8 protein-coding genes are annotated in these 17,953 nt (G+C 43.4%); all 8 read right to left on the bottom strand.

The annotated features are described in order from the left end of the window. Positions 1–515, bottom strand: a 515-nt coding sequence (locus H8698_RS11575) for an RHS repeat-associated core domain-containing protein (protein ID WP_249313656.1), incomplete at its 3' end; no start/stop codon positions are given. A gap of 223 nt (positions 516–738) precedes the next feature. Then, positions 739–1,422: a hypothetical protein gene (locus H8698_RS11580; protein WP_249313657.1), complete on the bottom strand. Its 684-nt coding sequence runs from the start codon at positions 1,420–1,422 to the stop codon at positions 739–741. 205 nt (positions 1,423–1,627) lie between these two features. Continuing rightward, positions 1,628–3,004 (bottom strand): RHS repeat-associated core domain-containing protein, encoded by a 1,377-nt coding sequence (locus tag H8698_RS11585; RefSeq protein WP_249313658.1) that lies wholly within the window; start codon positions 3,002–3,004, stop codon positions 1,628–1,630. Positions 3,005–3,274: 270 nt separating this feature from the next. After that, complete coding sequence (locus tag H8698_RS11590; protein WP_249313659.1) at positions 3,275–3,730, bottom strand: DUF4829 domain-containing protein; 456 nt, start codon at positions 3,728–3,730, stop codon at positions 3,275–3,277. 14 nt (positions 3,731–3,744) lie between these two features. Next, positions 3,745–9,702, bottom strand: coding sequence for an RHS repeat-associated core domain-containing protein (locus H8698_RS11595; protein WP_249313660.1), 5,958 nt, complete (start codon positions 9,700–9,702; stop codon positions 3,745–3,747). Between the two features lie 728 nt (positions 9,703–10,430). Beyond that, entirely contained in the window at positions 10,431–11,267 is an 837-nt protein-coding gene (locus tag H8698_RS11600; protein WP_249313661.1) for a hypothetical protein, read from the bottom strand. 487 nt (positions 11,268–11,754) lie between these two features. Then, on the bottom strand, positions 11,755–11,886 hold the full coding sequence (locus H8698_RS11605; protein WP_249313662.1) for a nucleotidyltransferase domain-containing protein: 132 nt from the start codon (positions 11,884–11,886) through the stop codon (positions 11,755–11,757). 218 nt (positions 11,887–12,104) lie between these two features. Further along, the gene (locus H8698_RS11610) at positions 12,105–17,861 is read right to left on the bottom strand and encodes an LPD3 domain-containing protein (protein WP_249313663.1); all 5,757 of its coding nucleotides are present in this window, start codon (positions 17,859–17,861) and stop codon (positions 12,105–12,107) included. Positions 17,862–17,953 lie beyond the last annotated feature (92 nt).

The raw sequence follows: 17,953 nt of genomic DNA on the forward strand, positions 1-17,953 counted from the left end.
CCCCAGTCGTTAGATAACTCTTGTAAAGTACGAAACTTTTCTCCAGCAACTAACCCGCTTGGATCCACAAACTTCAGCGGATTATTCTCACAATAAACGTACCAGTTAGAGCCGCTCTTTGCCGGGTCCTCACTGATAAACCTCCCAATACCCGGGTCCTCACTGATAAACCTCCCAATACCCGGGTCATAATACCGGTTCCTAAGGTAAATAAACCCTGTCTCGCCGTCGATATACTCCCCGCAGTAACGATACGGATTATCCGCCGTCCCACTGTTCGTGAGCTGCTTGCCGAACACGTCGTAATCATACGTCCTCACAGTCGCGCCGTTTTGCAGAACCGCCGTCGTGTCACCGTGAACGTCTTTCATCAAATACAGCGGCGCCGCTGTGCCCACCTTTCTTGACACAATCCCACCATTGCCAATGGTGTTCTTTGCCGTAAACGACGTCCCTTTAGACTCGTTTACCGTATAGCCCCTGTCCCAATAATAGTGAGTGGTTACGAGGCCCACCGTCTTCGACGCACGGCTCGTAAGCCCCTGAGCGTTCGAATATTCATTCTGTTGCCGAAAAATCCCTTTAAATACAATCCCGCCACTATAAATAAACTATCATCATTTTTGAACGCAAACCAAAGGACGCGAGGGGTGATTCAAATAAAATAACTTAACTTCTCTTTGTTAAAATAATAGAATCGCCCCTTTGCATCGTGACTCACCATCAATATGTCTGTAATCAGTTCTTTGCTTTCAAAGTGCCGTTATTAGAACTGTCCTTTTTATACTTATTCAGGCAGTTTATACTCCTTAAATCTAAGTTATCATAATTAAATTTTGTAATAACTTCAAGTGGAATAACAGTTAAACCATCCTCATCCCCAAAGTCTGTAAATTTTTGCATTGTTACAAATGATTCTGATATAGAGTAAACGGAACCAATAACATCATCACCGCCTAAAACATTTATCGCCATCATTTTTTTTGTTCTCATCGCTTCATTCATAGCCGCAACAAAAATACCTTTTTCACTGCATAAATTCAATTGCTCATGTTTTTTCAGATTTTGATTCTGTAAATATTCTACTTTTTTTTCGTATACCCCGTCAAAGTCAATCCGAAAAATATTCTCTATTTTGCGAAAAATATATCCGTCTTCAAATCCTTCCGGTGTAATATGCGCCATCGCCATCCAGCATTCATCAAATTGATGAATATACCCAACAGAACATGTGGAAGGTTCCTCTATATCAGAAAAAACGGACACCAACCTTTGGGATGATTTTAACATTTCTAAAAGCTTTAAATAATCATTCATTTGCTCACCTTCTTGATTTCCAATTTTGTTTTTGTTTTTTCTTTTCCGTTTGCCGTCCAGGCCTTGGTTTCGTATGTTTATCATTAGTTCTACTTTTGCTTCCATTTAATTTTGTATGCTCAGCAGCAAAAACAATAGCGACTGTAACTACAGCAGTTACCACATATATAGCGCCCGCAATCACAGTTGCACTTTTGCCAGCTGGATCAAAATTGCGTATTGGATTATTCATACAATAAACATATAAGTTAGAGCTTTGTCTTATTGATTTTAGATCTGGCTGCTTTTTTATATTATATATGCTAAGGTTTTAAACGGATGTTACGGGAACATCATATTTTATTTCGAAAAAATCCGTTTTTAATTGTTGGTCATCATCATCTTGATTAATACAGGGAGTAAGTTTATTTTGGATAACTTCTTGTGTTTCGTCTATTAAATATTTAAATTCTGACGTGTCGTTATCCCCATAAATCATATTCGCCGGGTTCCAATACGGGTCCTCACTGATAAACCTCCCAATACTCGGGTCGTAGTAGCGGTTTCTAAGGTAAATAAACCCTGTCTCGCCGTCGATATACTCCCCACAGTAACGATACGGATTATCCGCCGTCCCGCTGCTCGTGAGCTGCTTGCCGAACGCGTCGTAATCATACGTCCCCACTGTCGAGCCACTTTGCAGAACCGCTGTCGTGTCACCGTGAACGTCTTTCATCAAATACATCGGCGTAGCCGTGCCCAACTTTCTTGACACAATCCCGCCGCCTCCAATGGTGTTCTTCGCGGTAAAGTTCGTTCCGTCGGACTCGTTTGCCGTAAACCCTCTGTCCCAATAAAACCTTGTCGTTACGCCGCCCACCGTCTTCGACGCGCGATACCCTTCCGCGTCATACGTATATTCCGCCTTCGTCACGTTGTTCTCTTTATACGCAATCATTTGGCTCCGGTCGTTATACCAATAGCTCTTTGTCAGCAAATTCGTTCCCAGCGTTTCCTTTTTGCTCTTTAACGACCCGTCGTTCGTATACGCTGTAAACAATTCCGATGATGACATCGACTTTGTCACGCCTCCCGTTGTCCCGGTGATAGACTCCGACCGCGTTTGAAGCTGGTTCTGCGCGTTGTACATCATCGTTACCTTGTGTGATTTGATGTTCGTAAACTCATAGCTTGCCCCTGCGTTCGTCAGCGTGTAACTCGTTGCCGGTGCATATGTCATTACCTTTGACGTTATATTGCCGTTTGCGTTAAAACCATAGGTGGCCGTTGTGCCAAATTTGTCCGTCGAGGTCTTCAGCCTGTTTACTTCATCATACGTATATGCATTGGCCACAACCCCGTCTTCTGTTTCCTGAAGCAGATTCCCGTTGTCATCATAAACGTAGTTATAAGGCACGCTGCTAGAACCAATCTTTCTTGTAACCTGTGTAATCTCTCCTGCATTGTTATACGTATAATCCTGCGTATTGCTGCTCGACCCATACGTCACCCGGCTCACTAACCCCTGGGCGTTCGAATACTGATACGATATGTCAACCCCATCTCCCCAAACCAACGCTAACCGGTTTGCATTGTCATAAGAATAGTTCGTCACCTTGCCGGAATAGTCCGTCACCTTGTCTACATTCTTCGCCTTGTCATATTCATACGTAATCGTCTTCCCGTCCGGCATCGTCTTCGTGTGCAAAAGGTTGTTCCCGGTGTACGTGTAGCTCGTAATCTCTCCGCCGTCGTTTATCTCCGCAATATTCAGCCAGTGGTAAATCGTTGCTATAATTATACTAATTATATAATGAAATGTCAATTGGAATCAATGTTACTTTTCAATGAGAATGATCTTTTATCGGGGCTATAATAGAAACAATAGGGTAGTCTAACGACTACCCTATTGTGTTCTTTGTTCATCCAAAGAATAATTTTTAATGTGTTTATCAAGTTACAATTAGGCAGCGTCCCCTTAACCAAGCCCCATGCTAACAATAAGCCAATCTGAGTCCTCGTGTTTTTTTATTAAATAAAAATTTGTTTCATTTATTCCACTGCGAGTGGTTGAACCAAACTCACCCTTAAATTGTATATCATATTTTGCTCTTACCATAGATACCTGATAAGGTGGGGAACTATAAACTTCTTTATAATCAAAGAAAATTTTGTTTGAATCTTTTTCTTCTTGTAAATTAATAACCTTTACCGATATTAATTTATTAAAATCCAATTCTGCTCCATTTGATCTATGGGATGGATGGGTTATAGAATTTATTTTTTTTATGTTCTTATCGTTATATTGCTCAAAATAATAGTTTACTGTTTCTTCGGGTGACATGCCATGAGGTCGAGTTGGAATATAAAGTGTATAACATAAAATAATTAGTAAAACGAGAACAGAAATAATTATAAGCACGCGAAATTTCAATCTTTACACCTCCTTTATGCATCGTCATTCATTCTGATAATAACAACCGGATTTTCTATTACCTCTGCTAGGGATTGGTGATTCCGCTGATTTGAATGGGCGTTATAATATATATCGGTTTCCGTTACATCTGTTATAATCGTTGCATGAGTTGGCTGACCATTTTCATCACAGAAATATAGTAAATCGCCAGGGCGAACATTTTGATATTTTGCCGCAATTTTTACACCTGATGCTGACCACACTGTAAATTTTCCGGTACTATAACCAAAACTTGGATCACTAAAAATACGGTATTGTTCACTTGCAACCGTCCAACTCGCGGACCAACTTCCAATATATTTTCCTGCTATACCAATAACAAAATTCATATACCAATTATCATCTTGCTGCACTTTACCTGCTTTTAAACAGTAAGATACAAAGTTAGCGCAATCATGACCTTGGTAATAAGGATGATTACTACTAAATATTTTTTCAATAAAATATGTTTTCGCAAACCTTACCGCCTTATCTCTATCATACAACCCCCAAATATCATCGCGATTAATCGGATTGTTCCTGCAATACACATACAAATTTGAACTCTGCACAATCGCCGCAAAATCAGGCAATCCCCGCTCGCCATTATCCCCATAAATCATATTCGCCGGGTTCCAATACGGGTCCTCACTGATAAACCTCCCAATACTCGGGTCGTAGTAGCGGTTTCTAAGGTAAATAAACCCTGTCTCGCCGTCGATATACTCCCCACAGTAACGATACGGATTATCCGCCGTCCCGCTGCTCGTGAGCTGCTTGCCGAACGCGTCGTAATCATACGTCCCCACTGTCGAGCCACTTTGCAGAACCGCTGTCGTGTCACCGTGAACGTCTTTCATCAAATACATCGGCGTAGCCGTGCCCAACTTTCTTGACACAATCCCGCCGCCTCCAATGGTGTTCTTCGCGGTAAAGTTCGTTCCGTCGGACTCGTTTGCCGTAAACCCTCTGTCCCAATAAAACCTTGTCGTTACGCCGCCCACCGTCTTCGACGCGCGATACCCTTCCGCGTCATACGTATATTCCGCCTTCGTCACGTTGTTCTCTTTATACGCAATCATTTGGCTCCGGTCGTTATACCAATAGCTCTTTGTCAGCAAATTCGTTCCCAGCGTTTCCTTTTTGCTCTTTAACGACCCGTCGTTCGTATACGCTGTACACAATTCCGATGATGACATCGACTTTGTCACGCCTCCCGTTGTCCCGGTGATAGACTCCGACCGCGTTTGAAGCTGGTTCTGCGCGTTGTACATCATCGTTACCTTGTGTGATTTGATGTTCGTAAACTCATAGCTTGCCCCTGCGTTCGTCAGCGTGTAACTCGTTGCCGGTGCATATGTCATTACCTTTGACGTTATATTGCCGTTTGCGTTAAAACCATAGGTGGCCGTTGTGCCAAATTTGTCCGTCGAGGTCTTCAGCCTGTTTACTTCATCATACGTATATGCATTGGCCACAACCCCGTCTTCTGTTTCCTGAAGCAGATTCCCGTTGTCATCATAAACGTAGTTATAAGGCACGCTGCTAGAACCAATCTTTCTTGTAACCTGTGTAATCTCTCCTGCATTGTTATACGTATAATCCTGCGTATTGCTGCTCGACCCATACGTCACCCGGCTCACTAACCCCTGGGCGTTCGAATACTGATACGATATGTCAACCCCATCTCCCCAAACCAACGCTAACCGGTTTGCATTGTCATAAGAATAGTTCGTCACCTTGCCGGAATAGTCCGTCACCTTGTCTACATTCTTCGCCTTGTCATATTCATACGTAATCGTCTTCCCGTCCGGCATCGTCTTCGTGTGCAAAAGGTTGTTCCCGGTGTACGTGTAGCTCGTAATCTCTCCGCCGTCGTTTATCTCCGCAATATTCAGCCAGTGGTCATAGGTGTAGCTGATGGTCGTGCTGCCCACCGTCTTGGAGCGCAGCAAGCCCCCGGTGTACGTTAACGCTACAGTATCATACGTATACTGCGTCACGTTCCCCGATTTGTCTTTGCTCTTAAGCGGCCTTTCATCAAATTTGTAATACGACACATATCTGCTCTTGTTCAGCGCATCTGTTTCCACATTCAAACGCCCCAGCGTGTCGTAAGTGTACGTCGTCACGCCGCCGCCGGGAAGCGTCTGCTTCGTCACGTTCCCAAAGGAATCATATTCATAGCTTGTGCTCTGATTTAATCCATTTGTAACCTTCGTCATATTCCCCATTTTGTCATAGGTATATGTCGTCGTTACACCCTTCGGGTCGGTTACAGAACTTATATTCCCCATATGGTCATAAACCGTCTGCGTCGTTCGAAAGCTGTCCTGTGTGGTATATGCCTTTTCCATCACCGGGCGCCCGGCCACGTCAAACGTAATGTCCTTAAACTTTTTGCTGTAATATCTCGACTTGTTTGTTATGCTGGTTGTCAGCTCATAGTCATCATAGCTGCGCTCCTGACCATTCACAGTATAAAGGCCGTTCAAAACCTCTTTCACTGTTTCGCGGTCATAGGGGTCATAATAAATCCTTGTTTTGTTGTCCTTTCCGTCACAAATGTTTGACAGCCGGTGGCCGTAATAAACAAACGTAGAAACCGTTTGCTCCTTCTCTGCACTCGACGCCGAATCTTTATACCGTTCCGCCCGCTTTATCACCCTGCCCAAATCATCGTAATATTCTACATACGTGCAGCTTGAATTTAAATACGTTCCATACGCGCTGTGCTCGTTAAACCCATACTTAATCTCCGTTTTGTTCACGCCGCTGCCTAACGTATACGTATATTCCTTCGTCATAAAGTTCGGCGCTTCTTCGCTTAAAATCCAGCCGTTCGCCTGATACGTATTCACCGTTTTCAAGTCGTCCTGTGTTGTTTTTAACAGCCGCCCGCTGGTGTCATATTCATATGTTACCACAGCATTCCCCAAATTTGCACTTACAAAACTTGCGTTTAATCCGGTAATATTTTTCGTTGTCTTTTTGGTTACATAAGCGTTTCTGCCGTTTGCGCTCGATGTGGTATTATATTCATATGCATAATCCCTTAATACCTTGCTTGTACCGTTTCTTGTTTCCGTCAGTGTTTCGCCAACAACATTGCCCGGATAAGTGGAATCATAGGTATATGCCGTATCAAGAGTCCTGTCGCCATACGCCGTGCTCGTACTCGCCATTTTCTTTTTGTCGCTGGAAAGCACATTGGTCGTAACAAGCGCATTTGCCGTCCCTGCATACTGCGTCACCTTCGTCGGAATAAAATAAGGTGAACTGGAATATTCATAGGTGGTTGTGTTGCCCAGCTTGTCCGTCACATAAAGCGGCGCATCGTGCTTGTCTACATACGCATAACTTTCCGAATACAGCTGCTTCACATTCGCGCCTTTATATACTTTATATATCTTGCCGGTCTGCTGCTTATAGCTGTTATACGTATATTCCGTGCTTTTTTTATACACCAAATCGGTGTTGTCCGTCAAAATTACTTTTTCAAATCCCCCAAAGGATTTTAAAACGCCGGAATTATTGTTATAAAATAACCCAATATGCAGCGAAGTCATACCTGCCACTACACGAACTTCTTTTGTGGGGAACAGCCTTTCCGCATAAAGCGCCGGCGCTCCGGGGCTAGACATGGTTATTTTATTCACCTTGTTATACAATCCATTCTCTTTTACTAAATAATAAAGATTGTCCTTCGTATCAGGATAGAGCAAGCCCCCCGCCGGCAAACTGGTCAACGTACACAGGCTGGTTAATGTCCCCGCATCGTAATTTACCTCATAAAGCGTTGAATCCGAATAAACAAACGCCTTGTTGTAGCTGGCAGCACCCCGCAATACGCTGGACAGCCCGGAAATTGTTTTCGTCACAACCGCAGAGGTAGCAGGCGTATATTTTATCATGGTGTTGGTGTTCCCTACCCTATAAAACAGACTGCCGCCCTGCGAATATAAATAGGTAATATCAGCACTTGTCGTTATGGCCGTGCTGGTAATCGAACTCCAGGGATCTTCTGTAAGCGATGCATTCGGATCAAACCGAATCGACTGAAATCCGCTTGCTGTGCATGTGTCATAGGTGAACATCGTGCCGCTGTAATAAAATTTTGAAAAGTCAATGGTGCTGCCGATGTACGGAACAGCAAACCGTTCAATCACATCATTATACGTGCTATAACGATAAACAATGATGCCGCTTTCCCCACCTATACTTTCTCCAAGATCATTATAATTTGTAACGCCGCTAGAGAAGATATAAATATAACCGTTAACCGTCTTCACTGCTTTTATATTCAGTTTTTTATTGTCCAATACATTTAAAAACTCAACGTTTCCCTCTTCGTCTGTCCGATAGATAACGGTTCTGCATTTATGTTTGGCATCATCGTTAACAAAGGCCTGCTGCTGCGCCTCTACCCGATAAAGCGAATTATATACCATCACATTCCATGAGGTACTGCCTCCGCTCTCTGCAAATAGCGTCACCAAATTGTCTGCATCATAGGTCTGCTCCCGAACCATGTTGTGGTCCCGGTCAAATGTATAAACCGTCTGATATTCAGGAAACTGAACAACCGTATGGTACTGCATATCCGCATTAATCTGGTCGTGCGTATCGTTGTCTCCCGGAATATACCCGAACGGATACCCGGAATAATCATTTTCATATTTGTAGCGGATTCTATAGCCCGAGGAATCGGTTTTGCTGCTTAATTTATACACCTGATACCAGTCATAGAAATAACCGCCGCCAATTAACTTTTGGCTATACATTCTTCGGGCAATTGTATAGTCATAAGCAGACCAGCCGCCGGTAGGATACGTCACTTTTTCTAAAAGTATACACGACCCCATATGGTTATAACGAATATCAAATAAATCATAGCGATCCATTTGAAACGACTGCTTTTCAACATATTCATAGCGCGTTTGATATCCAGACGCATCCTCAACCGAGGTCAAAATGTAGGCTCTTCCCTTAGATGTGTCAATCGTATCCAGCTGCAATTTCGCCAAAACTTGTTCCTCAAACCGAAACGTAATCGAATCAATCCGCTTGCCGGAATACTTTACACTATGGCCATATTCAACATCAATCACGCGTCCGGTGCTGTCCGTTATCCTTTTTAAGGCATTTAACTTGCGGCTGCAATAATTTTCGTCAAACCGATAGCTGAAAAACGAACCGCTGTAATACGCAATTTCTCCATATTCAAAACAAATCTCGTTTCCAAATCTATCTGTAATGCTCACAATGTTCCCATATTGTTTGTCAAACCGCTCCACACGCCCGTTTGCATATGTCAACACATATTCATTCTTAGCAGTATCTTCTGTCAATACCATGTCCTGCAAATCGTAATTTTTCAAGGTAAGGTCAGAATTAATTTCATAAGCGCCGCCATCTGCAAGACATAAACTATACTTCTTTTTATAGCCATAAACTTCCTTAATGTTGTCGTTTGCAATATGAATGTTCGAAAAATTAAAAATCCAGCCTGCGGCAAACTGCCTGTAATTTAGCTCGCTGCTAATTCCCTTAACTTCAAACTCGTCCACCGTATTCACCGCGTCCGACGAGTTGTAGCGAATGGCTACATCCAAATCCAAACCATTCCTGCCGGGAAAAGAAAACAAAGACTTTGCATACATCAAATCCCCGGTTTTCAAGGAAACAGAATCGTTGTTCCCGCTTTCAAAATACATGGGCGAACTCACCGTGTCCACTTCAAAAACTGAGTCCGATTCGTCAGCCGATGCCGAAGCCAAAGCCGCATCCGACATCTCACCCACCATACTCTGATGCGCAGCAGCCATAAACGGCTGCGCCTCGTCATTTGCCTGCTCCGGCGGCAAATAGGAATAGTTGTTGTTGATAATGTCAACCATTCCTGCGCCTTCTTCCGGAGCAAATGAACTTGCCCTCTCATTCTCTTTCATAATAATTCCTCCCTCTGTCGTTGCCTGTTCCGTCGTTTGCATACTTTCGTTACATCCCCTTGTGTTCATACTATCACTTGTGTTTTCATTTGTCAACTAAGTTTTCAATTAATCCATTTGATTTCTAATGAAAAGCCTCCTTTACATTCAATCTACAATCAATATACAGCAGTCCACCCCCCACTTATCACCTGTTTTTTCCCATAATCAAAAGACTGCCGAAGAAACCAATTTTTTTGCCTTACTTCGCTAAATGGAAAAAGCAGGGAGCAAAACGCTCCCCGCCATCACCATGTTTTACCCTTGTTTGGACTCTACACAAAATCAGAAGCAGACCTGTAATTTGCACTAAAGTTACCAGTTTAAATTGTAAAATAGATTGCTTACGGTGGTAAAGTTGATAGTTGCATAAGTTGTTGATTTATTCTAAAGAGTGCTGTATAATAGCAGATACGGAGCATATAATAAAATATATCTTCCGTATTTCAACATTATGAACCGCAAATATTGACAAATTCAATTTTTCGTGATACAATAATGATGAAGATAAGGTGCGGGGGTAATACCTTTCCAAATAAAGAAGTCCCAACGGAAGATAAGCCCTTGCGTTTCGGCGCAAGGGCTTTTATCATAATAAAGGAAAAATGCGTATTTCTTTTGCTCTGTTGGAAACGCCATTATCCGTCAGAACCCTTGCCATTGACCATATTTCTTGTGATATATTTGATTCAACCATTATTTTGCTCCTCTTCATCGGTATTCTCCACAAGTCTTACATGAAATTGTTTAGGATATATTGAAAATCGCTTACTGTATTCCTCGCTTTTTCGTTTATCTTCTTCCTCTTCTTTTTTGCTATAATGTTCTCGCAAAAAAGATATTACTGCAATTTTCTTTTCAATTTTACTTAAAAGCCATAAATATTTAGAGCGTAAGCCTTCATCAATCTCCTTATTCAAATACGAATTACACATTGCTTGTAATTGGTCAAAATATGTTATTAAATCTATACCCATCATGCTAATCTCTAAGTAATCAATATAATATAAGCGGTCATCATCCGTTTTATATGGTTTGACAAGACCTTCCATCTCTGCAAACATATATTTTGTATTTTTAAGACCATCCTCCAAAAGTTCACCACTAAAAACTATACGCGGATGTTTTGCCAAATTACTTTCCAAAAGATATGCTTTTGATAGTCCTTCTCCATAGATGATATCGTTTTCATGAAAAAGGGCACCTTTGGCAACTCCCCCTCTTAACAAAATTGGAGCTTCTCTGTTTGCAAGTGAACTTTGAAGGTTCTTACAAATGTCAATTAACACAGCAAACGCATCTTCCACACTTGCTTTAATATAAACAATTACACTATCAGAAAGAATGGTATGATGTATATGCTGGTAGGCTTGAATTTCAACGCCATTTAGGTTTAAATGTCCTCGTGTTTTTTTATGTAATATATCAAAAATTTGATATATAGACTCGCAAGAAGCGGTCCTTAATAATTCTTTAAATCCAAGAATATCTAAATATGCAACATAATACTCATCATATTTTATCATTCGTTTCACAACTTTCCTTTATGAATTTCCTTTTTTACTCCCGTATATTATCGATTAAATAATTCTGAATTCATTTTCATCCGAAAATGCAGGGTGCTTAAATAACGCTCCTAAGTTTTCTAATGTACTTGTTACCATTTGAAATACTTGGCTTCTTCCAAAACAGTCTCGTTCTTTATAAAATGATTCCTATTCATTTAGAATCTCATTCAAAATTTTTAAATGTCTTTCTTCGTTATATATTACTTTCCCATATGTCATATGGATTAACCCTGTAATAGGCATCGCCACACGGAACGATAGTCCACCCGAAATTCCTTGATTATACATCTACACGCACTCCCTCATTGATCACATTGCGATAAAAAGGCATGACTTCCCGATATCGTTCACATGTAGGCTTATCCTGCAATTCCACAGAAAGTAAAGCGACATATTTTAAATCAATATCACTCGCCATTGCAGATACCGTTCTGCGGTAACGCGATCATTCCGTTTTATCCATATTTACCAATGCAAAAACGTCAATATCAGATTCACTGTCATAACCTCCGTGTGCATACGAACCATAAAGCAAAAAATTTTCAAGCTTTTTGCCGAATATATTTTTTAGTCCCACACCCGCCTCCTTAAGTAAAACGTTGAGCGTGCTTTGATTGCACATGAGCCTACCCTACCTTCTATGCAAATATATTTTATGGTTATATTATATCAGTATCTTAACCAAAAAGCAATTATTGTGTCAAAAAGCTCCCTCATCTAAAATAAATATGCTGTATTTACTTAAAAATATTTGACTTTATACAACTTCCTTTTTCTTTTTGCATTCTTTTAAAATTACGCCTCCAGCAAATCGTCAAACGTAATCCGCTTTTCTTTGCTCCCGCCGGACATACGCAAAATCCTGTCAAACGCATTATTTTCCTGTGTCTGCATAGAATAACTATTGACAGATGTTTCCCCTTGTGATACACTGTCAATAGGAGTTGACTTGCTTACGTGTGTAACGCCGTTATCGGCGGCTGCGTCAAGATGGTGGGTCAACTCCATTTCTATTACTTCATGTAAATAAAATTTGTTGTTCATGTTACTTCCGGGATAAGCCTTAACCACAACACCCAATGCGCGTGGTTGTCCCATAACTGTTCCGTTGGCAGCTATAAGATATGTGTCATATCCACGATTTTTCCAGTTTTTTTCAAAATCAAAGATAGTTCCTTTTTCAATCACATCTTTAATTGCTCCAACTGCTTTAAGCTTTTCACTGCTTGTTCCATGAAACACAGTAGATTTTGCACCGCGTTTTGAAAGCTCAACCACTCCAATTTCCGGGTTTACTGCTTTGTTTCCAATAGAGTTAAAATAATTTCCAATTGCTTCCGAAGCTTTCTCCCCCAGCCCGTCAAGAACATTTTTTTTAACATGAAATACTTTTGGCTGCCTTGCAATGTCTTGTAAATGCTCTTTCAATTTGGAGATTATTCCTGCCGCATCTGATTCAGCGCTATCAGCATGATACAGCACGAATGCATTTCCTGTTTCCTCCCCTGCAAACACCACGTCGTCATTCGGCTCCGCGCTTGCGGGAAACGTTTCCCTCCGCTCTTCTTCCGTTAAATCTGCCCGGCGCTCCACGTCCCGTGCCTCAATCTCTCCCGCAGTGTTTTCATAGAGCCGCTCCGCTTCCTTAGCAGAAATGCCGCTTCTCTCCCTCCAATAATCCGGCGAAGAACCAAAGCTAAACCCTTCTTCGTCCTGAACCGCGTGCTGAATTTCGTGAAGCAGCGTTTGCCGAAGCTTCGCTCCGTTTGCCTGCGGGCTTAAATAAATTGTTTTTGTGCCCGGGTCAAACGCCGCTTTTCCCATTCCAATTGCATGATAGTCCGACTTCACCAAAACCTCTTTTAAAGCGGGATACGCTTCAAACAGCAAATCATAAGAAATCACGTCCGATAAAGGCGCAGAAAGCTCCCCGCGGGATGCCGCTTGCCGCAGCCGTAAAAATTCGTCCGACTCCGCATCGCTTAACCCCTCCGTCATAGACTGAAAGTTCAATTCACTAATCCTTAAAACGTCACAAATCTTCCCGTCCTTTTTCCGAAACTTCATCTTGCTGTCGTCCAATTCAAACCGCCACTTGCCCTCTTGGCCTTTCACCCAGCCCGTTTCTTTCCAAATCTGCCGCGGCGTTTCTCCAAAAGCCGAAAGCCGCTTGGCCTTGTCCAATGCCGCCGGGTCATGTGTTTTAGCCCTTTCTCCCGCAAGTAAAAAATCTAACGTTGCATCATTTTCCTCATTCTGCATAAAATTGTTATTGACAGCTGCAGCATCTTGTGATACACTGTCATCAGAAGCAGAGGTGATGGCCCGGCTCTCACCGTCCATTTGGGCGGTCATCTGGGTAAAAGTAGCCTCTGCTTCATTAGAAGCAGAGGTGATGGACCGGCTCTCACCGTCCGTTTGGGCGGTCATCTGGTTAGGTGTAGCCTCTGCTTCTTTTGTTTTTATATCGTTATTCTGGGCTTCCGAAAATTCTAATGCCGCCCCGTCCGGCATCAACACCCTGTGCACCTTATATTTGTTTGCGCTGGTCCTTTTCACCACAACCGCCATGCTATAAAGTTTTCCGTTTAACTCAATCGGCGCGGCAAAGGTAAATGTCGGATATTCCCGCCCTTTGTGGTTGTCATTCGACCAAATCTGAATCCCATTTCGAATTACATCCGAAATCGCGTCAACAGATGCGATTTCTTCTTTTGTGGAAAGATATTTTAAACCACTTTTAATTTCACGGTACCCAACTTCAACAGGGCCAAATCCCTTTCGATTTATTACTGCCTCATTGCCATCTCCTATATTTTGAATACGTTTCAGCATATCCTTTTTTTGCTGTTCAATACCACTTCCAACATCCGTATCAAACGTCACTCGCTTCACAACCGGCATTGCCATAATTTTTTTCATGTTCGCTTTTAGTTGGTCACGAATAGACGCACTGCGTTTATCACTGCTGGCATAAAATACAACGCCGTCCGTTCCGCTATTTGTGCCCATTTTCGCCTGTTTTTCCGCCTGTCTCAGCGCCTGTTCCCACTTATATGCGGCAATCTCCAATTTATCTGCCACAGTCAAATCGCCAAAAATAGACTTAATTTTCTTCGCCATATATGAAAACCAAAGCGAAATGTTCCGGCAAAACCGCGCACTCGTCCCATACCGGTTAATGGCTTTATCTGTAGAAAATTCCGACGCAATCTCCGCCATAGTTTCCGACTCCAAATGCTCCGAAACATCAATCCCCAAACGGTCATATTTGTTAATCACCTGTTCCCGTGTCCGTTCCCACACTTCCGGCAGGGTGGTCTTTATGTAGTCGCTCGCCTGCTTTAAATATTTCGTGCTCACACGCTCCATAACGTGGGTCAGCTCATGCTTCATCACAACGTTTTGCGGGTTCTGCGCGTTGGGGTTTATATACACCTCTCCTAATTTATAATCCACATAACCATCAACGTCAGGCCAAACTCCGCTTCTATCGGTTTCTCCTGTCGGAAAAACCTCTTGCCGCTCCGTTGCCCCTCCTTTATCCCACAGCGTCTTTTCCCCTCCGGGGACGCTGCGGGAACCCTGTTGTCCTTGCCAAAATGCCTTTCTGCTTTCGGAGTCATTTTGATACTTCTGCAACATCGCATCAACCCGCTCCGCTCTCGGCGTATCAATCACCTTATACCCCAGCGCCTCAACAACACGCCGAAACGCCCCCATGCTCGCCTCCTGCGCCTTACCGCCGACCGCCGCCTCGTTCTCTTGCATGGCAGGGGCTTGGCTCTCACGCTGCTCTGCACCCTCCGGATTCACAGAATATACTGGTCCGTTTTCATCACTGTTTTTTTGCATTTCGGGGTTGTAATTTTCTGTGGTTTGTGGTATACTACTATCAGAAAGAGCATTCCAGTCTAATGAGTTGGTAGAATCATTTTTATTCACCATTCTCGTTACGGGTGCTCTTTCGTTTATTTTTGCAGGCTTAAAATTAATTAAATCGTAAAATACAAGGCTATCATCGGATTTCGTTCCAACAACAACATCAGCAGAATAATCTTTTCCGCCAACCCGCAAATTTACTGTACCACGTGCAAACTCACGAATACTGTCTTTCCTTGGGTGTTTCAAGCCCTCGCCCACATAGTCACGCGAAGCCTTAACAATTTCATCAAGGTTGTCCGATGAACGTAGTTTATCATCATAAACAGAAGGTTGTTTTCTTTTAAGGGTATTTGTATATTTTGAATTTAAAAATTCATCTCTTGACTTTTTCGTTATCTGAATCTGTTCATTTCCTACAGAAACGCCCTGCGAAAACCTGTCTTTTAAAATCTCTTTTACCTTGGCCTGTTTCTCTTTTTGATTCAAGCCTGCTAAAACGTCGTTCTCCACTTCCACAAACGGAACATTGTTTTCGTCATAATTAATCGCATACAAAATCCCGTCATCCGCTCCATTTTTCGCCCCTGTTCCGTTTTGCACGTTTTCCCTTTGTTCTTTCCCCGCGTTCACAATATCGTCAAACGTAACACTGTTTTTACCGCCTGCCTTTTGGCTTTTTCCACTCATTCCATAGTGCACGCCGCCCATGGCGCTGCCGGAAAGGCCGCCGGCTAAAAATTCAGGAACAATAAAGTCCGCAAGCGCCTTAGAAACTGCACCAAAATCTCCTTCCCCCGCCTGCTTATATTCTGCAATCCGTTTCTTTATGTCACTATCGCTGCCGTTCACCATGGCGTCAATGGCCATGTTCGCCGCAGAAGACGCAACCTCTTCCGACCCCTCCGCCAAAAAAGAACGTCCCATCGCCGCAAGCGCACCTTTCGGACTCCCTTTCATAATCACATCAAGACTAAACTTTTCCGAAAGCGCCTCCGTTAATCCATTGGCAAGCCCAAGCCCGACAGCACGTAAATCCGAATACCCTTTTGCCTTGTTTGCCACAATCTCACTCGACGCCAATTCCGACGACAGACCAACAGAAACAACGGCTTTGGCAATTGCTTCTGCGCCCTGCGCCGTTTTTCCCAAAGCGCCTCCAACCGCTCCGCCCGTCAACATCATCATTGCACTGTCTAAGCCTGAAAGCACTGCGCCGTGTAAAAAAGAACCCAAATTCCCAATAACCGGCAAATTCACGTTTATTTTATCTTCCCACTTTTTGTTGGTAACCTCCCGGGCCGCCCCCACCGCATTGCTTCCGGCACGGTAAACCGAGTTCACATCAACCTTTTTTCCATTTGCCGCGCCTGCAATATCGTCTATAACGGCAGCGGCAGAACCCACAGCCCGCGCCGGCGCTTCCAAAACAGAAAACACGTCCGACAAATGCGGGTGCTCCTTTGCAAATGCTTTTGCCCGGGCCGAATCCTTTTTTGCACGCCGGGCATTTAAATCCGGCTCTAAATAGTCAAGATATTCTTTTGCAGCGCGGTTCCCCTGGGTGTTGTGCAGATAGTTATAAATTTCTGTTTCTTCCGCCGTCAGCTGCTCTAAATTGTCAAGCCTTGCACCGCTTATGCCCGCATTCAAACCGCGCGCCGCTTTTGCTTTGCTGCGCTCGTTATCAATATTGTTAATATATTTAAAATCACTGTCAAGCAAACCGGCCTTTCGCTCTGCTGCAGTTTGCTTAAAATCGGCATTGTTTTTCAGCGAAAGAAAAGAATCCGCCTTTTCCTTCGCCTGTCTCTCCAACATCCAGCGCGCCAAAATCTTGTTTTGCCTTTCATACCCCGCGGCAACGTCCGGGCGATTGGCAGCGCTAATCGCCCGTTCGTTTTGTTCAATCCGTTCCCGAAGCTGTGATGAAGAAAAAGAACCAAACTGCTTCAAAAGCGCATTTTCATAAGCGTTGTCCCGGTCTTCTTTTTCCTGCCGCGCCAACACCCTGTTGAAAGATAAAATTTTGTCAAAATCGCTTCCAGATGAAAGCCTGTGTTTCTCCAGCGTACGCGCTAACTGCGAAATCCGCGACAAATAATCCGCCGTCACAGGGTCAACCGTTTTGCCTGCCGCAGGCACATTCGTCCTCCGCCGGGCCGCACCGCCGCGATAACTGTCAGCCGCTTCTTTCGTGCCGCCGCTTATCCTGTTCCTAAGCCGCTCCAATGGGTCAGGAACACCAGCAACAGGTGAATACGCTCCAAACACCGCAGGGCTTCTGTCTGCCGCTTTCCCGCCGCCCGTCGCTGAGCCGCTCTTTTTCCCGCTGCTGTTTGTCCTGTTCTTCATCCTCGATATCGGCTCGTTTACCGTTTTCAGCCCCGTGAGAGGAGAATAAGAGGTCGACAAACTGTTAGAACTACTTTTGCTGCTCCCGCTGCTATTATTGTTTTTCGCGTCATTTTTTCTGTTGTTTGCGCTGTTGCTTTTGCTGCGATACATCTTCGCCAAATATTGATTCTGCCGCGCATACCCTGCAGCAATGTCCGGCCGCTCCGCGCTGTTAATCTTCCGCTCGTTATCTCTGATTAGTTCGCTCAGCTCCGACTGCGATAATTTCCCATATTGTTTTTCAAGCGCCGCCGCATACTGTTGTTTGTCCATCTTTCTTCCTCCTGTTTTCACATGTCTATACGCCAAGTTTAAAACAATCCACGCGCTATTTACCGGCTTATTTTTCCGCAAAAAAAAAGCAC

It is taken from the genome of Congzhengia minquanensis (assembly GCF_014384785.1).
Classification (GTDB): Bacteria; Bacillota; Clostridia; order UBA1381; family UBA9506; genus Congzhengia; species Congzhengia minquanensis.

Excerpts from the sequence above, each read along its gene's own strand:
- H8698_RS11580 (WP_249313657.1), bottom strand. The coding sequence starts at position 1,422 with ATGGAAGCAAAAGTAGAACTAATGATAAACATACGAAACCAAGGCCTG.
- H8698_RS11595 (WP_249313660.1), bottom strand. The coding sequence starts at position 9,702 with ATGAAAGAGAATGAGAGGGCAAGTTCATTTGCTCCGGAAGAAGGCGCA.
- H8698_RS11600 (WP_249313661.1), bottom strand. The coding sequence starts at position 11,267 with ATGATAAAATATGATGAGTATTATGTTGCATATTTAGATATTCTTGGA.
- H8698_RS11610 (WP_249313663.1), bottom strand. The coding sequence starts at position 17,861 with ATGGACAAACAACAGTATGCGGCGGCGCTTGAAAAACAATATGGGAAA.